The 21,034-nt window shown below is 36.6% G+C and carries 19 protein-coding genes; 12 read left to right on the top strand and 7 right to left on the bottom strand.

Going from position 1 to position 21,034, the window contains the following annotated elements; genetic code table 11:
* Positions 1-22: 22 nt before the first annotated feature.
* From ACIQ7N_RS18860 to ACIQ7N_RS18835, 6 genes are all read right to left on the bottom strand, one after another.
* Positions 23-535 (bottom strand): hypothetical protein, encoded by a 513-nt coding sequence (locus ACIQ7N_RS18860; protein WP_402934929.1) that lies wholly within the window; start codon positions 533-535, stop codon positions 23-25.
* Between the two features lie 647 nt (positions 536-1,182).
* Positions 1,183-1,626: a MarR family winged helix-turn-helix transcriptional regulator gene (locus ACIQ7N_RS18855; RefSeq protein ID WP_132360120.1), complete on the bottom strand. Its 444-nt coding sequence runs from the start codon at positions 1,624-1,626 to the stop codon at positions 1,183-1,185.
* 23 nt (positions 1,627-1,649) lie between these two features.
* Positions 1,650-2,054, bottom strand: a complete 405-nt coding sequence (spx, locus tag ACIQ7N_RS18850) for a transcriptional regulator Spx (protein WP_053484570.1) — start codon at positions 2,052-2,054, stop codon at positions 1,650-1,652.
* Positions 2,055-2,828: 774 nt separating this feature from the next.
* Entirely contained in the window at positions 2,829-4,394 is a 1,566-nt protein-coding gene (locus ACIQ7N_RS18845) for an ABC-F family ATP-binding cassette domain-containing protein (RefSeq protein ID WP_132360122.1), read from the bottom strand.
* A gap of 54 nt (positions 4,395-4,448) precedes the next feature.
* Positions 4,449-4,634, bottom strand: a complete 186-nt coding sequence (locus ACIQ7N_RS18840) for an SE1832 family protein (RefSeq protein WP_132360124.1) — start codon at positions 4,632-4,634, stop codon at positions 4,449-4,451.
* A gap of 261 nt (positions 4,635-4,895) precedes the next feature.
* On the bottom strand, positions 4,896-5,942 hold the full coding sequence (locus ACIQ7N_RS18835) for a PseG/SpsG family protein (RefSeq protein WP_132360126.1): 1,047 nt from the start codon (positions 5,940-5,942) through the stop codon (positions 4,896-4,898).
* Between the two features lie 214 nt (positions 5,943-6,156).
* Here ACIQ7N_RS18835 and ACIQ7N_RS18830 point away from each other — a divergent pair, with 214 nt between their 5' ends.
* The 5 genes from ACIQ7N_RS18830 to ACIQ7N_RS18810 all read left to right on the top strand — a co-directional run bounded on the left by ACIQ7N_RS18830 (position 6,157) and on the right by ACIQ7N_RS18810 (position 13,895).
* Entirely contained in the window at positions 6,157-7,002 is an 846-nt protein-coding gene (locus ACIQ7N_RS18830; protein WP_402934924.1) for an NAD(P)H-binding protein, read from the top strand.
* Between the two features lie 431 nt (positions 7,003-7,433).
* On the top strand, positions 7,434-7,988 hold the full coding sequence (locus ACIQ7N_RS18825; protein ID WP_402934921.1) for an NADPH-dependent FMN reductase: 555 nt from the start codon (positions 7,434-7,436) through the stop codon (positions 7,986-7,988).
* 119 nt (positions 7,989-8,107) lie between these two features.
* Positions 8,108-11,890, top strand: coding sequence for a DEAD/DEAH box helicase (locus tag ACIQ7N_RS18820; protein ID WP_402934918.1), 3,783 nt, complete (start codon positions 8,108-8,110; stop codon positions 11,888-11,890).
* A gap of 1 nt (position 11,891) precedes the next feature.
* Positions 11,892-12,650, top strand: a complete 759-nt coding sequence (locus ACIQ7N_RS18815; protein ID WP_402934916.1) for a hypothetical protein — start codon at positions 11,892-11,894, stop codon at positions 12,648-12,650.
* A gap of 171 nt (positions 12,651-12,821) precedes the next feature.
* Positions 12,822-13,895: a glycosyltransferase gene (locus ACIQ7N_RS18810; protein WP_402934913.1), complete on the top strand. Its 1,074-nt coding sequence runs from the start codon at positions 12,822-12,824 to the stop codon at positions 13,893-13,895.
* 504 nt (positions 13,896-14,399) lie between these two features.
* Here ACIQ7N_RS18810 and ACIQ7N_RS18805 read toward each other — a convergent pair.
* Positions 14,400-15,020, bottom strand: a complete 621-nt coding sequence (locus ACIQ7N_RS18805) for a hypothetical protein (RefSeq protein ID WP_402934910.1) — start codon at positions 15,018-15,020, stop codon at positions 14,400-14,402.
* 206 nt (positions 15,021-15,226) lie between these two features.
* Between ACIQ7N_RS18805 and ACIQ7N_RS18800 the strand changes: the two genes are divergently transcribed.
* The 7 genes from ACIQ7N_RS18800 (at position 15,227) to ACIQ7N_RS18770 (ending at position 21,014) form a co-directional block, all read left to right on the top strand.
* Complete coding sequence (locus ACIQ7N_RS18800; RefSeq protein WP_402934908.1) at positions 15,227-16,288, top strand: alpha/beta fold hydrolase; 1,062 nt, start codon at positions 15,227-15,229, stop codon at positions 16,286-16,288.
* A gap of 896 nt (positions 16,289-17,184) precedes the next feature.
* Complete coding sequence (locus tag ACIQ7N_RS18795) at positions 17,185-17,697, top strand: RNA polymerase sigma factor (RefSeq protein WP_402934905.1); 513 nt, start codon at positions 17,185-17,187, stop codon at positions 17,695-17,697.
* Positions 17,681-18,652: an anti sigma factor C-terminal domain-containing protein gene (locus ACIQ7N_RS18790; protein WP_402934902.1), complete on the top strand. Its 972-nt coding sequence runs from the start codon at positions 17,681-17,683 to the stop codon at positions 18,650-18,652. The genes ACIQ7N_RS18795 and ACIQ7N_RS18790 overlap by 17 nt, the downstream gene beginning before the upstream one ends.
* Before the next feature lie 72 nt (positions 18,653-18,724).
* Positions 18,725-19,120, top strand: a complete 396-nt coding sequence (locus ACIQ7N_RS18785) for a topoisomerase (RefSeq protein ID WP_402934899.1) — start codon at positions 18,725-18,727, stop codon at positions 19,118-19,120.
* A gap of 365 nt (positions 19,121-19,485) precedes the next feature.
* Positions 19,486-19,971, top strand: coding sequence for a DUF2975 domain-containing protein (locus ACIQ7N_RS18780; RefSeq protein ID WP_402934896.1), 486 nt, complete (start codon positions 19,486-19,488; stop codon positions 19,969-19,971).
* A 10-nt stretch (positions 19,972-19,981) separates the two neighbouring features.
* Entirely contained in the window at positions 19,982-20,200 is a 219-nt protein-coding gene (locus ACIQ7N_RS18775; protein WP_049662949.1) for a helix-turn-helix domain-containing protein, read from the top strand.
* A 499-nt stretch (positions 20,201-20,699) separates the two neighbouring features.
* Positions 20,700-21,014, top strand: coding sequence for a hypothetical protein (locus ACIQ7N_RS18770; protein WP_402934893.1), 315 nt, complete (start codon positions 20,700-20,702; stop codon positions 21,012-21,014).
* The last annotated feature ends 20 nt before the right edge of the window (positions 21,015-21,034 follow it).

The following is a 21,034-nucleotide window of genomic DNA, read 5'->3' as shown; positions in this document are numbered from 1 at the left end:
AAAAAAAAGATGCATTGCAAAATTATTTTGCAATGCATCTTTTTTTGTATGGATTTTTAAAGCCAGGAGAATGAACAGCGCTGATGGTAAAAGTTAGTATAAGATGGACATCGCTGCTAAAGGGTTCACAATCGCTGATAGAAGGGTAAAAATCGCTGATAAACTCCTGAACATCGCTGATAGAAGAGTAAGAATCGCTGATAAACTTCAGAACATCGCTGATAAAAGAGTAAGAATCGCTGATAAAGGATCGAACATCGCTGATAGAAGAGCAAGAACCGCTGATAAAGGATCGAATATCGCTGATAGAAGAGTAAGAAACGCTGATAAAGGATCGAATCATCGCTGATAGAAGAGTAAGAAACGCTGATAAATGCGCGAACATCGCTGATAGAAGAGCAAAAATCGCTGATAAAAGAGTAAGAATCGCTGATAAACTCCCGAACATCGCTGATAGAAGAGCAAGAACCGCTGATAAACGCCCGAACATCGTTGATAGAGTCAAATCTTTAATATTGTGTAAAATTCTATACAAAGTTTTTCAACCCTGATTTATTTTCTCTAAATTTTCCAGCTTATGTTGGAATTCGCCGCTAAAACTGTGAGTTTCGCCGCCAACCAAGAAAAGAACGCCGCCAAACCATAGAGTTACGCCGCCAACCAAGAAAAGAACGCCGCCAAATCATAGAGTTACGCCGCCAACGAAGAAAAGAACGCCACCAAATTATAGAGTTTCGCCGCCAACCAAGAAAAGAACGCCGCTAAACCATAGAGTTACGCCGCCAATCAAGAAAAGAACGCCGCCAAACCATAGAGTTACGCCGCCAACCAAGAAAAGAACGCCACCAAACCATAGAGTTACGCCGCCAACCAAGAAAAGAACGCCGCTAAATCATAAAGTTGCGCCGCCAACCAAGAAAAGAACGCCGCCAAACCATAAAGTTGCGCCACTAACAAGCAAGAAACCCCGCTAAACCTCGAAATCCCAACGTTAGGCACAAGACTTTAGTCAAGTCACTTTGCCTGTTCTATCCATCATTCCGGAAGTTATATCCGTCAAAATCTCGGGCACCGCTGATAAAAAAGGGGAGGGGAGTTACTAGAAACTCGAAACTCGTCAAAAAAAACACCGTAAAAAGTTAGACATGCAATCTAACTTTTTACGGTGTGAAAATGAAGCGTTTACTCATGTCGATTAGATTCAGCGTTGAGTAATTTTGCAAAAATATCTCGTAATGTTTGTACTTCCTCAGCTGACAGCATACCAAACATATTTTGTATAATTGCGTTAACTTGCTGGCGGGAATCTTCTAAAATGTTTTCGCCATCAGCAGTAATTTTCAATTGGGATGCTCGTCGATCTGTTGCATGCTGTGTTTTTTCAATAAAGCCAGCATTAATGAGCTTACTTGTTAAAACAGTGACACCACCTGTTGTCACTTTTAACCGATCAGCAATGGCAGAAGGGCGTTTTGGTCCCTCCTGCGATAAGTAGTCTAAAATTAAAATATGGGATTTTGAAAAGCCGAGTACATTATGATTATTCCACTCGTTTGCCCACTTACGCTCTATGGAAGATACTACTTCAAATAACGAGGTAATGGCTCTTTCTTTTTCTTGATCCATATAAGGTCAACTCCAAAACTGTTTTAACTTTCTTGTGCCAATCTTGTCATCGCGTTTAACTCATAAGCACGTACTCTGCGTGGAATAAAACGGCGAATGTCCATCTCATTGTACCCAACTTGAATACGTTTTTCATCAATTAAGATTGGGCTTCGTAACATTCTTGGGTGAGCTTGGATGATGGCAAACAACTCTTGGATAGAGAGCTGATCAATATCAACATTTAAATTTTTAAAATCATTTGAGTTAGTTGCAATGATTTCGTCTGTTCCATCTTCTGTCATGCTTAAAATTTCTTTAAATTCAGCAAGTGTTAGTGGATGTGAAGTAATACGTTTTTCTTTATATTCGATTTTGTGATCTTTTAACCATTTTAATGCTTTTCTGGATGAAGAACAGCTCGCTTGTGAATAAATTGTAACTGTCATTCTTCATTCCCCGCTTTCTTTTTTAGAATTATATTTAATATATATCTTATTAGTAAGTTAATTAGGTTATACATATATCTTACTAGTAAGCTATATATAAATCAATAGTTTTTTGAAAATTTTTAAACAGAAATGAATTTTTTCTACTACACTAAAATATACGCACAAAAGAGCGAAAAGTTTCGCGAATTCAGCTTACAATGATGTAAGTTTACTCAATATTAATAATAGAAGTTCATAGTATAAAGAGAGCTGTTCTAATATAGAGAGAAATAGTCTGATTTAAAGGAGATAGATATATTGTTAATCCACTGATTATTAATATGATTTAATGCAGGCTTTTATGCATAGATAAATAAATTTTTGTTTTGGACTGAGAAAAGAGCTGTTTTCAAAACCTTGGATAGGTTGGGGAACTGATCGGGTAGGTTGAAAAACTGCTCAGGTAAGCCAGGGAACTGATCGGGTAGGTCGAAAAACTGCTCGGGTAAGCCAGGGAACTGATCGGGTAGGTCGAAAAATGCTCAGGTAAGCCAGGGAACTGATCGGGTAGGTCGAAAAACTGCTCAGGTAAGCCAAGGAACTGATCGGGTAGGTCGAAAAACTGCTCAGGTAAGCCAGGAAACTGATCGGGTAGGTCGAAAAACTGCTCAGGTATGCTGAAGAACTGCCAAATTGATGCTATCGACACCACTCGATTTTAAGACAAAAAAAGAGGGCAGCCCCGAACTGATCCATGAATCACAGCGGTAACTGCCCATATTGTTAATATTTCTAGTTTTGTTGTCCTGAAGTAAACCAGTCTTGGACATTCCAAACCTTTGTTGCTAAACCTTCATAGAAATCAGGTTCATGACTTACTAGTACGATTGTGCCTTTAAATTCTTTCATGGCACGTTTTAGCTCATCTTTTGCATCGACATCCAAGTGGTTTGTCGGTTCGTCAAATAGAAGCCAGTTTGCTTCATCCATCATAAGCTTACATAAACGAACCTTTGCTTGCTCACCACCAGATAAAGAATTAAGAGGGCGAGTAATATGCTCCGTTTTTAGTCCTGCGCGTGCTAATGCTGCACGTACTTGCGCTTGCTCCATTGAAGGGAAGGCATTCCAGACGTCATCTATAGGTGTGATTTTTTCAGCTTTTACTTCTTGTTCGAAGTATGATGGGTAAAGATAGTCACCACGAATTACTTTTCCGTCTAGCGGATTTATTTTGCCTAACATTGTTTTTAATAATGTTGATTTACCTACACCATTCATACCAACTAGAGCAATTTTTTCCCCACGTTCAATAGCAAATGTAAGTGGAGGAAGTAACGGCTTGTCCTTGTCGTAGCCAATGACTAAGTTTTCAGCCTCTACTACATAACGACTTGAAGAACGTGCTTCTTTAAAGCCAAATTCAGGCTTTACAGCTGTTTCAGGACGATCGATACGCTCTAAACGGTCAAGCTGCTTGGCGCGAGATTTTGCACGACCAGTAGTTGAGTAGCGAGCTTTATTTTTCGCAATGAAATCCTCTTGTTTTTTAATGAACTCCTGTTGTTTTTCATAAGCATCAATATGCTGGCGCTTATTGATTTCAGCAAGCTCTAAAAACTTTTCATATGTCGCTGTATAGCGAGTTAATTTTGAAAATTCTAGTTGGAAGATAACATCCACCGTGTCATTCATAAACTCTGTATCATGCGAAATTAATAAGAAAGCGTGTGGATAGTTCTTTAAATAGTTTTTTAACCATGTAATATGCTCTTCATCCAGATAGTTCGTCGGCTCATCTAGTAATAATACTTTTGGTTTTTCAAGTAATAGCTTAGCTAGTAAAACCTTTGTACGTTGACCACCTGAAAGGGCAGCAACATCACGTTCTAAGCCAATTGCATCAAGACCAAGACCGCGTGCAACCTCTTCAATTTTCATATCAAGAGAATAGAAATCTCCTGCATCCAGAGCATCTTGCACTTCAGCCATTTGCTCTAGTAAATCTTCTAATTCTTCAGGTGTTGCTTCGGCCATTTTTCCTGTAATTTCATTAAGCTCTTCTTCTTTTTTATATAAAGGAAGAAATGCGTCACGTAATGCATCACGCATAGTTCGGCCAGCTGTCAATACAGTGTGCTGATCTAAGTAGCCGTAATGCGTTCCTGGAAGCCATTCAACTTTACCAGTATCGTGGATTGTTTGACCTGTAATGATGCCCATTAATGTTGATTTACCAACACCGTTTGCACCTACAAGACCAATATGATCACCTTCAACTAGACGAAAAGAGACATCTTTAAAAAGTGTACGGTCACCGAAAGAATGACCTAAATTTTCAACTGTTAATATTGCCATATACGTTCCTCCGAGAGAGCGGCCTAAGTTATTTTATGACCGCCGATATCATTTTTATAGTTCTGCTAATTGTTTATTTAATTGCGCTAGCGTAGCTTCCATATTTGCAAGACGTTGCTCTGCTTTTGCTACTTGATCATTATGACCTGTAGATTCAAGCTTTTCGATGTCGCCTTGTAAATTCATATAATCCATTTTTAACTCTCTAATTTGATATTCAATATCACTTTTTGATGGCATGATGATTGCTCCTTTATGTGTATAGTTGTATAGCGAATGCGTATCAATTATGCCTCGGCATAATTGCGTCCGGAATCGGCGTTGTGCTTGCGCAAATTTCGATTCCTTGACATCCGCTGAAGAAGTTAAAGCGATGGAGGTTTTTTTATCCCCCACCGCTTATTGGTTACTATCAATCGGGTACTAATGTTGCTTGATTTCACTTCTATAATTAAAGATGAAATTCTTCTATATTGTATCATATCCACCTTCAAAGAATCACTAAGTAGAAGCGATATTGTGTCGATCGTAAGCGAAATCTAAAAGTAATGACTGTAGTGCTTCATTGTTATTTGCTAGATTGAGCTGTCGTTGTTTTTTTACAGCACGTTCGCTTCGGGCCTCATGTAATAAAAACTCCATAACAGCGTTTTGGATTTGTGATTGCTTCATTTTGCGACCAAGTCCAAGGTGAATAAAGCCGTTCTGTTCGCGAGGGAAGGCATGTAATAGCTCAGCCTCAGTTTGTGCAAGAGTAATACAAGGTACACCATAAGAGGCGATTTTATAAGGTGTATAGTTAGCATTGCAAATAATTACATCTGCTTTTGGTAATAGTTTTAGGAGTGCGTTTTTATCACGAAGAATGGCAGTATTACGACGACTAAGCACCATCATTTGCAGATCATCGGTTGCGTGGCGATAGCTATCATCAATCATCACTGTAATTTGTAGTGGAATTTGTAGCTGCGTTAAGTGTCGAAGAGTACGGTAGGTTAAGTTATGCTCGTCCCCATCCTCAAAAGCAACAACAATATGAGGTGGATTTTCAGGTATTTTACTGTCGGGTCTATCATCAAACTTCTGAAAAGCTTGTGGTAATGCGAAGTTGAAACTCCCCCCAATATAATGGGATGGTAAATAATCTTTAACTTCTTGATAGAGTGCTAGCAATACACAGTCACAGGCTTGGCCACCCTCGCCAAAATCATCAAAATGAATGATAGTTTTGCAGAACGGTCGTAAATTTTGTACTTGCCAACTTTCGGAGTTACGACCATCTCTTACAATTAAATCAGGTTGAATACCTTTCATTTGCTTTGGTAGCTCATCGAAATGTTCAAATAAGATTGGCGAGAGATTTTCATTCATTAAAATTTGAATTCCATCGTTTGAAGGGGTCTTTACAAATATGAAAACTTCTTGATTTGTAAGTAGCTTTGCCAGCGTTGCAACCCGTTCAAAAGGATACAGCCCTTTATCGATACAGCTTTCAATAATGAAAACAATCGTCTTTTTTAGTTCCGTTGTTTGAATTTCGTTTTGCAAATGTATCCCATCCTTTCATCCGTCTATTTAAACTATGGTGAATGATGGGCAAGTATGTGTAAAAAATTAGGATTATTAAATCATTTTCAACGACGTATAAATGATAAAAACTTAAAATTAAATGAGTAAGAGCTCTTTCTTTAACCGATAAATAAAGTAGAGTTTGCAAGTTTTTCAGCAAAACTTTTGTTCCGTATAGAAGGGGGTACAACTAATGGGAATGCGCGCAGCGATTGTTGTAGGGGCTACTGGATTAACAGGTACCTCTCTTGTAGAACAATTATGTGAAAACGATGAATATATTTCAGTTACGGTTATTGCACGAAGAGCGCTAGCATTTACACATCCGAAGCTAGAAGTGAAAATTCGTAATTTTGATACTTTAGAGGAAAAAGATATCGAATTTGCACATGAGCTTTATTGTTGTTTAGGAACAACGATTAAAAAGGCAGGATCACGTGAGGAATTTGAGAAAGTTGATTTTGAATATCCGTTAACGATTGCCTCATTAGCGAAAAATCGAGGAATCCCACATATGCTAGTCATTACAGCAATGGGGGCAAATGAAAGTTCATCATTTTACTATAATCGAGTAAAAGGAAAGCTTGAACATGACCTTATAGAGCTAGGCTTACAGAGACTTTCAATTATTCGCCCATCTTTATTGGTTGGCGATAGAGAGGAATTCCGCTTAGGTGAAAAGGCGGGTGAGAAAGCTTTAAAGCTAGTAAAGCCGTTATTAGTTGGGCCATTAAAGCGTTCAAGAGCTATAGAAGCTTCCCAGGTTGCGAAGGCGATGATCGTTATTGCGCTATATGGCAATAAACAGCCGGTTACAATTTATCCATCTCAGGAATTGGCTAAGCTAGATTTCCCTGAAACGCAGGGTGAGGATGTTTCAAGGGAGAATTTATTTAATTGGGATAATCGCAAATTATCGAGATCTAACGATGAAGGCGATAAAGTAAATCGTGAAGTCGTGATTAATCGAGATAAATATAAAATAGAGGAAACCGTAGTTGATATAGAAGTAAAATTCCAGCGTCGTCAGGATAAATAAAGGTTCATCACCGAAATTTCTTTATTAAAATGTATTCAAAGCAGATAAGTTGATTGGAGTGAAGGCTGGGCGACTCCTTGGGGTCAGATCACAGCGTCACGGATGAGACCATGGAGCGAGCAACGTGAGTGAAGTGGTCATCGGACGCCCCAGGAAGCTTTGCTCTGTGCGAAAGCGAAGCGACAGCCACAATTGTTTTATCTGTGCGAAAGCGAAGCGACAGCCACAACAAAGCGCCCAGCCGGAAAGGAAATCAACTACACATATATGGGCCAAATATTATTTTAATAACTTTTAGAAATCATATTTCCAGCGTAGACTCCATTCCGCCTAAAGACTGAATTTACGGTTTCAACCATCACAATTCTTTCCGTGCCTCTTTTCATTTGTTACAATATTATTGTAGAAATGAATGTGGAGGCAAAGCGAAAATGAAAATTTTACTCGTTGATGGCACAATGTTTGGTCGTAAAACTGGTGCTATCTTAGAACAAGTGGAGCAATATATTAAAGAATTAGATGCAGGTTTCGAGTTAGAAATTATGCATTTTAGTCAATATAAGCATCAAATTGTAGACGGTTCACCGTTAAATGATGACATGAAAGAAATGATTCAAAAGTTCGAAGAAGCGGATGCGTATATTATCGCTACACCAATTTTCCAAGCATCGATTCCAGGCGTTTTAAAAAATGCATTTGACTTTTTGCATCCGAAAACAATGCGCTATAAGCCTGTATCGATTGTGGCAAATGGTGGTACGTATCAGCACCATTTAGTAGTAGAGAATCAGTTGAAACCAATTTTAGACTACTTCCGTGCGCTTGTAACTCCGAACTATGTATACACACACACATCTCACTTTGATGCAAATAATCATATAGTCGACGAAGATGTTCATAATCGTTTACGTGAATTGGCTCGTGTTTTTGTACAGTATTGTGAAATGAGCAAAACATTGCCGAAAGAACCGATTGATCAACATTAAAATAAAATTCATCCCTTGCGCAGTGGAAAGAAATCACTGTGCAGGGGATTTTTCTTTTCAAGTATCCTTTTACGATGTGATAAAATAGGATTTTAGTGAAACGGAAGGGAGGGCTGCTCATGCAGGACATCGCTATACTAGAAAAACAACGCTGTAGTCTAATATTGACGAATAAGGCGAAGGAAGCGGTAGAGGAATGCTCAGCAAACGAGCATGCCTTTTTTGCCTTACAAAAAACATTCACCGTTTATATCGAAAAGCGCAAAGCAAAAACAGTTGGTGAAACATTTTTATCGATTTATTTTAATGCGGAGCAAAATGAAAAGCTAACCGACGTCATTGCTGAGAAAACAGCCATTATGGATTGTGTGCTAAAGGTTGAAGGATTGCTAGCAACAAATATTCGTTTTGTACATATGCGAGGCCCAATCAATACGAACCGACGCTTACCAGCAGCATTAGAATTTGTGACAAGACCTAATAATGGAGCGGGCATTCCGCTTGATCTTCATACAAAAATAAGAGCGCTACCGATAGCCGAGGAACGCACAGAATATGTGAAAAAGCGTATATCAAGCTGGGAAGGCTATTTAAAAATTCAAGAACGCGATGCGACCATTGATGATATTCATACAGAGTTTAAACAAAGCTATTTTAACGAAGATTTTACTAGGCTGACAATTGTCTGCCCTTATATAAAATCGAAGGAATGGAAGAAGCTTGAAGGGTTAAGTGTGAGCATTCAAGGGGTACGCGGTGAAATTGGACAAGTATTGAAGGCTAATGCAGGAAAGCAGACAATAGAAATTGACTTAAAGCCTTTTGTGCAGGATTTAGCACGTAAAGATCAACTTAACCTTCGTTCAAAGCAAGCGAGCTTTAGTAATTTTGCGACATTGAGTCAAATTAGACGATTACGCAATGGTTTTACAAAACTAGAAAAAGGCGAGGCAGTTAACCCTAATTTAGAGACAATACTATTTGAAAAACGCCCAACTGTCCGAGCATCCAAGCTTCGAGAGGATATTGTTTTTCACAATAATTTAAACGAATATCAAAGACGGGCTGTTTTAGGAGCATTGTCTGTTGAAGATTTGTATGTGATTCAAGGACCTCCTGGCACAGGTAAGACAACTGTTATTTCTGAAATTTGTCAGCAAAATGTTAAGGCGGGCTTAAAAACACTCGTAGCTTCTCAATCAAATCTCGCCGTTGATAATGCTTTAGGACGACTTCTTTCCAATCAAGAAATTCGAATTTTACGTTACGGTAGAACGGAAAGCATAGAAGAAGAGGGTAAAAAGTTTATTGAGGAAAATGTTGCGCTTCATTGGCGTGAGCAAACTCTCGTAGCGATTGAAGAGGAAATAACAGCTTTTACAGAACGTGAGCAAGAACTAAAATCAAGTATTATCAAGGCTGAAGAAGAGCTAGCAAAGCTTGAGGCGTGGCTTGAGGAGTTAACAAAGGAAATAGCTGCAAAAGAGCAGGCCGCAATAGATGAGCCAATTTTACAGCAGGAAATACAAGCGTTAAAGAAAGAATTAAAGGCAGCAAAAGCTGAACAACAGGAGAATGAGGCACATAAAGAGCATTACGAAAAACAGCTGGCGCAAATCGAGCCTGCTGTAAAGTCGCTTGAGCAAACCCTTGCTGAAAGCCCATCTATAGAGCAGCTGAAGCTTACTATAGAAGAAACTACTCAAAAAATTGAGCAATTGGAAGCAGCTGCTCAATATAAGGAGCTGCAACAGCAAAAGCAACATTTAGCACTGCAGTTCAAAGATATCCAATCGAAATATGAAGAGGAAAATAATCGTCTTCAATTAATGAAGGAAGCCGAACAATATATCAGTAATTTAACGTCCTATGAGCGAATTGAACGATTTTTACAGCACTATCACATTCGCCCATCCTATGTGCTGTCACAGCAAATTAGCCGTTTGCAACATTTAGAGGATGCCAAAGATTTAGAGGCGTGGGCAACCATCAATTCACGTCTACAAAAAGCGATCGCAAAGCTTGAATCGTTAGTATCTGATGAAGAAAAAGAACGTGCCCTTGCTAAAAGTAGAGTGCAGCAAGTTCAATCGTTTTCATTGCAAAACCTAACAGGTGTTTTTGCACAGCTCAATACAGCCTTTCAAGATGATCAAACACCACCTGCCGAGCAAATTGAGCGTTTCTTGCTCGGATTATATATGCGTCGTGATTTTGTCTGGCAAAAGGGTGTAGCTCTTAAACAACAACAAGATCATAAAGATCGGGAGTTTGAGTCCTTGCGTAAAGGTATTGGAGGCCTATTACATCAAGAATGCGCCATTACTAGCTTTGACGTCCAAAGCTTGCAACGACAATTGCAGCCATTTTTACAGCATACAGAACGACTTCAGCAGTTAGCTGAGGTATTCCAAATTGATGCTGAGCCAGAAGAGTCTGTAGAACATTTAAAAATGCTCGTATCACAATCGAAATCTTCACTTCAAACAGCACGTCAACAACTTGAGGCAGTGGAGCACGCTAATTCACAGCTCCTACCAAAGAAAGCGGCACTTCAAACAGCGCAGACGAACTTACAAGAGATTGAACTACAGCTAACACAATTAGAAGAAAATATAAAAGAAATTAATATAGCTGGATTGAAGAAGGAGAAGCAGCTTACAGCATGCACAAAGCTTCTTCAATCAACACCAGAGCGCACTTCCGAGGAAGTAGTGGAAGCAATTGCATCCTCGAAAACAGCAATAGTGGAATTACAGCGTAAGGAACAGCAACTACCTCTTCGCAAAAAATTACAAGAGCAATGGCGTGACAAGCTACAAAATGCTACTGAATACGATTTAGATGAAATTCGTAAATTATATGTGCGTCATGCGAATGTGATCGGTACAACATGCGTTGCTTCGGCAAGTAAGGAGTTTATGGAGAACTACCCGACATTTGATGTTGTTATTATTGATGAAGTTTCGAAGGCAACACCACCAGAGCTATTATTGCCAATGCTTAAAGGTAAAAAAGTTATTTTAGTAGGCGATCATCATCAGCTACCTCCACTACTTGGAGACGATACGTTGGAAGAAACGTTAAAGGCGATGCTCGATGAAAATCCAAACTTTGACGGCGCACAGGAGTTGAAAAATTTACTGCGTGAATCACTGTTTGAACGTTTATTTAATAATTTACCGCAAACACATAAGCAAATGCTGGCATTGCAGTATCGAATGCATGAAAAAATTATGCACAGTATTACACCGTTTTACGCGAAAGAGGAAAACGGTCTGCAATGTGGTTTACCAGATTCGGATGCAGCACGAGACCATTGCCTAGAAGGACAATTTGTGAACCGAGATGATCATTTGCTATGGATTGATATTCCAACTGAAAAACCTTATCTAGAGGAGCAGGTAAAGGGCGGAACGAGTCGTTACAATGAGGGTGAATTACAAACAATTCGTCGTATTTTAATAGATATGAACAAAGCTGTTATTGAAGCTAAAGCAGCTGGGCGCATACCTCAGGATGCACAAAAAAGTGTTGGAGTAATTAGCTTCTATGGGGAGCAAGTAAAGAAAATCAATCGCCTTCTGCAACAGGAATTACAGCTACCGCATCTTCAATTTAGAACAGGGACAGTCGATAAGTTCCAAGGTATGGAGATGGACGTCATATTAGTTAGTATGGTACGTAATACGCCTAAAGGGGGAGACGTTGGTTTTGCAAGAGATTATCGTCGTTTAAACGTTGCCTTATCTCGTGCACGGGAACTATTATTACTTGTCGGAAGTGCTGAGATGTTTGCCAAACGTGCGAAGCATCCAGATACACGAGAGATGTACAGCAATTTGTTAGAGACCGTGAAATCCTATAACGGCTTGCGTAATCATGAAGGACAGGTGATGTAGATTGTCAAAATTACAGCAGCGCTTAATGCGTGAACTTCATCAAAATCGAAATATTAAAATCGTCAAAACCGATGAATGGTGCATCCCGATTCGAACAGTAGAAGTGACCTATGAGCCAGTTCGTCGTTCTACTATGGATGTCTTGATGACAATGCTGTTAATGAGCATACAGGAAGCGGATTTTGCAAACGCACAAGAATTAAGTGAGCTATTACTAGTTGATCCGTTATTTATTGAGGATTTAGTATCGTTAATGTCCCGAGTAAGTCTTATTGAGCAAACGGAAGACTTCTATAGATTAACCGCTAAAGGACAGCAGCAGCTGGAACGTGGCATCTTCGAAGAGGAGCTAGATGTGGAGATGGCTACCCTTTACTATAGTCCATGCCATCTTGCATTTCTTGCTGTCGACGAGGACAATATAGAAGAATATGATGACCTACCAGAATTATATCGCTATGTGGATGAAGAGGCTGAGAAGCAGGAGCAATTCGAAGAAGCAATGTTAATAGAAGCGCTACAGCAAGAGGATGAAGAAAAAGCTGAAGCTGGAGCCTCTCAAAAAATAATTTCAAAAATTGTTGAAACAGACGCTAAACAAATCAATGATATCCCATGCCTTGAATTTGTCCTTCACGATAAAGAACAAGATATTTTATTCGTTCGAGTATGGAATGCGCTGTTAAACCAATGGGATTCGCACCTAGAACAGCAGCTTACAGAAAAAGAACAACTAAAGTGGCGTGAAAAGTACTTATAAGACAAAAAACGAACGTGTGTGTAGCGTTCGTTTTTTTTGTGCTTTTCAAGGTGTATGTCGATAAAACGGAAAAGTTGGGTGATAAATTCAAAAAGTTAGGAGATAAAATGGTAAATAGCCTCGTTAAATTTTTAAGCTTGCATATATTATTACAAAAAAAGGAGGGGACCGATGTTTACGATTAGTTTATGTATGATTGTTAAAAATGAAGAATGTACTATTGAAAGATGCCTAGACTCCGTTCAACATTTAGTGGATGAAATCAATATTATTGATACGGGCTCAACTGATCGTACAAAAAATATCGTCCGAAACTATACCTCTCGAATTTTCGACTTTACCTGGTGCGATGACTTTGCCAAAGCTCGAAACTTTTCCTTTCAACAAGCGACGAAAGATTTTATTTTATGGCTCGATGCAGATGACGTGATCACAACAGAACATCAGCAAAAGTTCCTACAACTTAAACAATCTCTTTTTCATCCAAACGTCGATGCTGTTTCAATGGATTATTATGTAACGCTGGATGCTGATGGCTGTGTAGAATCAAGTGAAAAAAGGTATCGTCTCGTAAAACGTGCACGTAATTTTCAGTGGCAGGGTGCCGTCCATGAATATTTAGATGTAACAGGCCAGCTCTATCATAGCGATATAGCAATTACACATTTGCCAATAAAAAGTGATATTCATCGCAATATTAATATTTATGAGCATTTAAAGAAAGAAGGGCACCCATTTTCAGCTAGAGAAACTTTTCATTATGCAAATGAGCTTAAATTTCACCAGCGATTTTTAGAAGCAATCAATCACTATAATATTTTCCTAGATTCCACAAAAGGCTCTGCTGATGATCAAATTCAAGCTTGCTTAAATTTAGCGGATTGCTACCAACAGCTACACGATTCAAAACAAGCAACACAAGCTATTTTACAATCATTATTATATGATCGACCAAGACCAGAAACATGCTGTCGAATCGGTCATTTTTTTATGGAGCAATCGAAAAACAAAGAGGCTATTTACTGGTATTCACAAGCATTACAGCAACCTATAGAACAGACAATGGCTATTCACAAGCACGCTTATTCCACATGGCTTCCACATTTACAGCTAAGCTTGTTATACAATCGCCTGCGTCTCTATGAAAATGCATATCAGCATAATGAAGTAGCACGTAAATTTAAGCCAAAAGATCAGCGCATACTAGACAACCGAAAATACTTGTTAAGTCAGTTAAAGAAATAAGACAGTCATGGGAAAGGAACATCAATAAAATTTATATATATCCCGTAACCAATTAACACCGATATAAAAACGATAATTGTCATACAAATCACATTACGAGGCCTAAAAGTTCGAGCATCCATTCATTCATCCCCTTTTGATTTTGTGAACATTCTGTTAACTCAACATATGTTTTTAGAGTTTGAGTATGCAGTTCATCTTTGATATTTTTATGTGAAACATAGAAAAAGAGCAAATTCACAATTAACGTGATTTGCTCTTTAAATTAGGCTGTTTTCTAAATGGGTGCTATTCAACTCCCATGAAAGAACTTAATCATCTTTCATTTTCTGTGGTGAAGAGCTGATTTTTGCGCTTCATGGATGGCTAACGGTGCAGTTTAGTTGAAGGAATTCTGTTTTTAGGAATGAATTTAATATTAGTTGCGGTGAAGCGTATCATAAATAAGTACGGTTTATAAAACAACCACCTAAAATGTTGACACCATTTTAGGTGGTTTTGATTTTATTCAAATTCAATAATTTCTGTTTTGATGAAGGTTGGTAGTAGCTGTTGAACATCCCCTAATTTTGTGAATTTCCCCTCATTCGAATAAATATCTGTTCCGTGGAAGTCATGTCCAAGCCAGAAAACAGTTGTCGGTTGATTGAAATTTATGCAAACGGTATCGTTTAGTTCAACGTATTTCCCATAGTTCCAGGTCTTTTTCTCGATAGTAAAAGCATGCTTATGAGGAGACCAAAATGTACTCATATTGTAATTGTGCTGCCAAATAAGAGTTGGAATTAGATGTGCTAACTCCTCACTGTCATGAATGGTAGTAAGCAGAAAAGTACTTTTAGGAGATGTATAAAGCGTCTCAAAAATAATATCATTTTCTACAAGCATCTGTTGTACGGTTTTGTAGTCATCCTCGTCATTTAGTTCGAATAAATAATAAAGCGGATAAGGTGCTAGGCTTTCGGTAAATGCAATAAGTTGCTTATCTGGAATTTCAGGATAATACATTTCACCAATATTTAAAGAGTATAAAAGCCGTTCAGATACGAAAAAAGGATAGCCACCATGTGAGGAAGGCGATTTTGAGAAATACTTTTTAGGTAAAAATCCAATTGTTAAATCCATTACATCACATCCTTTTTTACATTATAAAGTTTATATGAAAAAGACGCACGCACTTACATTAATTATGGTGAACCGTATCATAAGTAAATGAGGTTTTTAGAAACACTTCACCCAATAAACTAATTATAGATTAGATGCTTTTGACTATGAAATTGGATAATAGTAATAATTAGATTATATGGCTATACCGTGAGGAGAGAAATAGAATGCTAAGGAGTATAACTAAAATATCCAAGTTTAGTTTAATAATTACTTTGTTGATTGTTTTGATCTGGATGTTTTTTCCTACATGGACACCACACATTAAGGGGGAGCATAGCATAAGTACGATGGAACAGGTTGAAATTAATGGGACAGGACATGAAATTATGATTCGAGGAGTAGATACAAGCAATCCAATTCTCATCTTTGTTCATGGTGGCCCAGCCTGCTCCGAAATTCCTTATGTAAGGAAATATCAAAAAGACCTTGAAAAGCAATTTACCATTGTACATTATGATCAGCGTGGCAGTGGAAAATCCTATCATTTCTTTGAAGACTATTCAAACCTAACCACTGACTTACTGATTGAGGATTTGCTGGCAGTAACTGATTACATTTCGGAGAGGTTTAACCAAGAAAAGGTTTTATTAGTCGGGCATTCATTTGGTACTTATATTGGAATGCAAGCTGTCGCTGAAGCACCCGAGAAATATTATGCGTATATAGGAATTGGGCAAGTAGCCAATACGGTTCAAAGTGAGTTGGACAGTCTAGAATTTACAATGGAACAGGCAAAACTAGACGGGAATTTGCATGATGTAGAAAGGTTAATGCTACTTCAACGATTGATTGAACAGGGAGAAGCGCAGACACCGAGAAATCTTGTACGTAAATATGGAGGTGCGGCAAGACTTATTAATGATAATAGAGATTATCAAATAGGATTTCTTTTAAATACTGAATATAACGGGCTGGATGTAATTCGTTATCTAAGAGGGGTTTGTATTACACAAGAAACTTTATTGAACGAAGAGGCACAACATAATATTCCGGATATTGTAAATCGAGTGGATTTGCCGGTTTATTTTGTAATGGGGAAATTCGATTATATGACGTCTGTTAATGCTGCAAAAAATTATTATGATAGTCTGGAAGCACCGGTAAAAGAGTTTATTATATTTGAAGAGTCAGCTCATTATCCACAGTTCGAAGAGAGCGAAAAGTTTACTGTATGGTTAAATAAAACCTTTAATGAGCTTCAAAATGAAGCATTTAGTGGATTGTGAAAAATGTCAAAAAGAATTTGAAGCAATGAGACGTAAACTGCAGAAAATAAGGCCTCCATTTTAAAAAGATTAATAAAAAATGGCGTAATAAAAAATCGGAAATTTCCATCATTTCTGTTTTAGTAACGGACTTTATTTTATATGGAGTGTTTGAGTATGGCATGCCTCCCTTAAATGTTCAATTTCCCTTTCGGTTAAAAACTTAGGAATTCGTTTTCCGACTTTTGGTTCTTTTATTTTAGCTGCTGGATTTTTAGATATATGTCCTTCTTCATGTGACCAACGGAAAAATGATTTCATAAAACGAATTCGGTGAGCAAGACTAGAGGGTTTAAGATACACACTAGATAGTACTCTTTTAGTTGAACAGTCGTAAGTGTTTCAATATCAACATCTTCAAAATAGCGAGTAAGTAATGTCGCCTAAAGATGATATGCTTTTAAAGTTTGTAAGGAAAAACCTTCAATTCTCATTTCAGATGCATATGTTTTCCATGCTTTTGACATTAACAAAATACATTCCTCCAAAAATATTATTTATAGAGAAGTTATTTCCAATTTGTTGGAAAGAGTTTACATAGAAATAAATACTTCACTAACAGAGCAGGTTAGTTAAGAACGTTGAACCGTATGACAAATAGTCCATAAAAACAGAAGGTAGAAATAACTTTATATACTTATTAGCTATAGAGGATCAAGCAAAGGGGATTTATGGCACTTGATATATATTTTAGAGAGGGTTGGGCATGGATGTAAAATCCTTATAGTCTAATCCTTTTTTATTACAGTCAAATTTATCAGTAGTTAATAATGTATTAGACTAACAAGTAAATTATTTTTGAGAAGTTTTTGTTAACCTTTTAATTATTAAAACGTTTTAAAGGTGGGAGGTCTGATATGAATGATTCCGTGATGGGAAAAAAACTTAACGAAATACTTAAATTTGTTTACTCTTACCTATTAAAAATGGGTGCTTCGAAGGAAGATGCAGAAGATATTATTCAGGATACTGCTTATAAATTCTTACAATATATTGATTCAGTCAAAACTACTAATACACAAAGTTGGTTGTTTAAAGTAGCAGTAAATCAATATTATGACATGACTCGCAAGAAATCTAGGAGGAGAGAAATTTTATTGAAATTTAACTTACAAGAATTATTTGAGGAAGACACACCTGAAAGTGTCCTCTTACAAAGTGAATTAGAAAAAGATATACATGAACTGTTAAAAAGATTAAAGCCGAAACATAGACAATTACTTCTTCTTAAATATAGTACTGGATTGAAAATAAATGAAATAGCAGAATTATATAGCATGAAAGAAGGATCGGTAAAGACTACTCTCCACAGGGCAAGAAAAGAATTTATTGAACAATACAGGAGGTATGAAAATGAGCAAAGAAAATGAATTTATACATAAAGATTTTGAATTTGAGGATTTAGTGAAAAAAGCGAAGAGACGTTCAATGATTAAAATGGTGTTTATTTCCTTATTTATTAGTGTGATCGTTTTAACTGGTCTATATTTTATTGGCGATACAGTAATGAAAATAAAAATGGAAAAGGAGACAAGCTTAGATTCGACTTGGAGCGGAATTATGGGTGCCAACATTGAAGAGCGAGGTACAATATATAATTACTCTCTAACTTCAGCTACAGCAAAAACGAAGTTAGTAAAAATCGTTGGAGGAGTACCGATTCCATGGGGGGAACAGGAAAAAGTTTTTACTATTTTGGGAACATCTCAACTTATTTCAAATAATGGTCCTTCTGGCTTAGGCTACTCAGATGATGAGCGAATTCCTTTGTATTATGAAGGAGAAAGAGTCGTTGAATTTTTTCATCCACAAGTAAATTATAAGCAAATATTTGATGATAGAAAATTACTTAATGTGATTGATGATAACAAAGTTGTAGAAATGGCTTTTTCATTTGATGATGGATACTCCATTGAGGAAGTAAATGAGGTATTTAAAAAACAATTAGCATGGTATTGGGTAGATACGTTTAGTAAAGATGATATAGAAAATGATAATAAATTTAACAAAGATAAGAATTTCCGTGACGATACGATCTATGGTTTTGAAGTATATGGCTTTCCGTATAACCGAAGTGCAGAAGCCTATTCTGCCTCTAACTTTATATCAGTCTTAGAGAAGGTAAAGGAAGATGGTGGTAATTATCACGGCGATGCAGAGAAAATTATTAATAACATAACTAATCAGGGCAAAATAAAACTAGAACCCGAGAACCTTAAAATTATTGGGATAGTAGTTACAGGGAAACCTAGTGATTTAAAAAAATATAATGACAATTCTATGATACGTGGTGCTACCTTAGGAGCAACAACCGACCAATATTAATATTATCATCAAACTTACGTATGGAGAATTGTTGTGGAATATGCACTTTATTTTTGAAAGGAGAAATTAGAAATGCTGAAAAAAGCTATAATTTCAGGGATTATATTTAGTTCAATTTTGTTAGTTGGGTGTAATGGAGGGCCGGAAGTGAAAGTAATAGATGCTCCGAAAGACGGGGAAAATGATGCTAATATATCACCAAAATCAAATTTATTATCAGAATTACGAGATAAAATAATAGTATCTATTACAGAACAAACGGAACTTGATAGTGAGTCAATAGCAATAATGTTAGATGGTAGTCCTGCTAAAGGAATTATTGATGTATCAGTAGGTTTCCCGAAGGATGTAAAAGTTGATGATACGATGATTCAACAAATAGTTAAAGATTCTATTAAGAATGTTTCTGAAACGGAAAACGTAGCAATTAGCGAAGAAAATATAACAATAAAAATTGAGAGATACTAATGGAGATATAAGATTGTGAAAAAATGTACTTAAACGAACGGGTGCTTTAATTAAAGATCATCGAGTTGCATATGCAGCTCTTTTTTCTTATTGTACTCCCATGAAAGAACTTAATCATCTTTCATTTTCTGTGGTGAAGAGCTGATTTTTGCGCTTCATGGATGGTTAACGGAGCAGTTTAGTTGATGTTGAATGATCCATTAGTTATGGGTCGAGTTTTTTATTGTGAATATTTTAATGAATGTCAAAATTAAAAGGATATATAAATAACAATAATAATATAATTAAAAACAATATAGATTTATCGTAAAACGATAAAATTTGTGTTAAATTTATAATGTTATTAAATAAGTGAGGTGCTTAATATGAATGTTAAACGAGGTTCAACAACTTTCTTAAAGGTAATTATTTTTCTGGCTGGAATTGCAGTTCTTGCTTTATGTATATTTTTAGTACCCAATATGGCTAATTTCGCATCAAGATTGTATCCACATTTTTCCTTAATGAAATATCTCATTTTCATCGTGATGTATGGATCGGCTGTGGCTTTTTACTTTGCTCTCTATCAGGCTTTTAATCTTTTACGGTACATTGACGAGAACACAGCGTTCTCGGAATTATCTGTAAAGGCGTTAAAGAACATAAAGTGCTGTGCGATTATAATCAGTGGTTTGTATGTATTAGGTTTGCCACTCTTCCATTTTATAGCAGAGGGAGTTGACCCTCCTATTGGAATAATGGGACTCATCATCATTTTTGCTTCATTGATTATCGCCGTTTTTGCTGCTATCCTCCAACGACTTCTACAAGAAGCGATTAATATAAAATCAGAAAACGATTTGACTGTCTGAGGTGGATGATATGGCAATTATTATTAATATTGATGTGATGTTAGCAAAACGAAAAATGAGCGTAACGGAGCTTTCGGAAAGGGTTGGAATTACTATGGCGAATCTTTCTATTCTGAAAAATGGGAAAGCGAAAGCGGTTCGTTTTTCAACATTAGAAGCGATATGTAAAACTTTGGATTGTCAGCCAGGTGATATTTTGGAGTACAAAGGTGACGAAGACACTCAATAAAAACAGACAATAAATTTATTTAACCTCTTTGGGTCTTGCCCTTAAGAGGTTATTTTTGCTTTTCTAGAAATCATCTAATATATCGGTAAATAAAGGTAATACCCTAAATTCTAAGAAAGATTGTTCGATTAGAGCAATCGCTTCTTGTGCTAACGGTGCAGTTTAGTTGAGGAAGGATTAATTGATTATCTCTATAATTATTGAAATAGTGACAGTATCAAAAGGAGAGAGAAAATTGGATAATTCATTATTGTTGAAGACTGATAAATCCTTTACTTTAAACTTTTTGATTTACATTCAAAATATTTTTCTCAATCAAAATCAAAATGAAGAAGAATTAAGGTTTCCATATTTATCAAACAGAATGATGTTTAAAGAACACTTTGAATTAAAGTATTAGGAACTTTGGAATGAAGTCTCAGGAAAAATATATAATGATGATGGTAGCGATTTAAGGATATTTTATGAAGAAAAAGATGTATTCTATCAAAGACTGTTTATGAATAATGCAGATAGTTTGACAGGGTTTAATGAAGTATATACATCTTTTCAAGTGTGGTGGGATAGCTTTGCAGGGAGATTTTCGGTAGAAAGGTCTATCGATAGAATAGGTCGAAATTCATATTTAGAATTGGCAAATTTTCTAAAGAATAGTGGAGTCGAACCTCAAAAGCACTTAAATATAATTTTAGTATATGATGACTGTTTATTAGCTAATAATGAAGTATATTCATACTTTGCAATTCTTCCTATAAAAGATTTCTTTGTTAAATATAAAGAATTAGTTTCTAAATTAAGAGAATGTTTTTATTAAGATAACGGAGTGCTTGAGTT

This window comes from Lysinibacillus sp. NPDC095746, assembly GCF_044763535.1.
Lineage (GTDB): Bacteria > Bacillota > Bacilli > Bacillales_A > Planococcaceae > Lysinibacillus.
Note: the sequence above shows the minus strand (reverse complement) of the source record. Positions and strands in the feature narration are given on the sequence as shown.

What these genes read in the sequence shown, in the direction of transcription:
- ACIQ7N_RS18780 (WP_402934896.1), top strand. Translation starts at nt 19,486, where the DNA reads ATGAATGTTAAACGAGGTTCAACAACTTTCTTAAAGGTAATTATTTTT.
- ACIQ7N_RS18795 (WP_402934905.1), top strand. Translation starts at nt 17,185, where the DNA reads ATGAATGATTCCGTGATGGGAAAAAAACTTAACGAAATACTTAAATTT.
- ACIQ7N_RS18830 (WP_402934924.1), top strand. Translation starts at nt 6,157, where the DNA reads ATGGGAATGCGCGCAGCGATTGTTGTAGGGGCTACTGGATTAACAGGT.
- spx (WP_053484570.1), bottom strand. Translation starts at nt 2,054, where the DNA reads ATGACAGTTACAATTTATTCACAAGCGAGCTGTTCTTCATCCAGAAAA.
- ACIQ7N_RS18800 (WP_402934908.1), top strand. Translation starts at nt 15,227, where the DNA reads ATGCTAAGGAGTATAACTAAAATATCCAAGTTTAGTTTAATAATTACT.
- ACIQ7N_RS18790 (WP_402934902.1), top strand. Translation starts at nt 17,681, where the DNA reads ATGAGCAAAGAAAATGAATTTATACATAAAGATTTTGAATTTGAGGAT.
- ACIQ7N_RS18775 (WP_049662949.1), top strand. Translation starts at nt 19,982, where the DNA reads ATGGCAATTATTATTAATATTGATGTGATGTTAGCAAAACGAAAAATG.
- ACIQ7N_RS18770 (WP_402934893.1), top strand. Translation starts at nt 20,700, where the DNA reads ATGAATAATGCAGATAGTTTGACAGGGTTTAATGAAGTATATACATCT.
- ACIQ7N_RS18855 (WP_132360120.1), bottom strand. Translation starts at nt 1,626, where the DNA reads ATGGATCAAGAAAAAGAAAGAGCCATTACCTCGTTATTTGAAGTAGTA.
- ACIQ7N_RS18820 (WP_402934918.1), top strand. Translation starts at nt 8,108, where the DNA reads ATGCAGGACATCGCTATACTAGAAAAACAACGCTGTAGTCTAATATTG.
- ACIQ7N_RS18805 (WP_402934910.1), bottom strand. Translation starts at nt 15,020, where the DNA reads ATGGATTTAACAATTGGATTTTTACCTAAAAAGTATTTCTCAAAATCG.
- ACIQ7N_RS18840 (WP_132360124.1), bottom strand. Translation starts at nt 4,634, where the DNA reads ATGCCATCAAAAAGTGATATTGAATATCAAATTAGAGAGTTAAAAATG.
- ACIQ7N_RS18810 (WP_402934913.1), top strand. Translation starts at nt 12,822, where the DNA reads ATGTTTACGATTAGTTTATGTATGATTGTTAAAAATGAAGAATGTACT.
- ACIQ7N_RS18785 (WP_402934899.1), top strand. Translation starts at nt 18,725, where the DNA reads ATGCTGAAAAAAGCTATAATTTCAGGGATTATATTTAGTTCAATTTTG.
- ACIQ7N_RS18825 (WP_402934921.1), top strand. Translation starts at nt 7,434, where the DNA reads ATGAAAATTTTACTCGTTGATGGCACAATGTTTGGTCGTAAAACTGGT.
- ACIQ7N_RS18845 (WP_132360122.1), bottom strand. Translation starts at nt 4,394, where the DNA reads ATGGCAATATTAACAGTTGAAAATTTAGGTCATTCTTTCGGTGACCGT.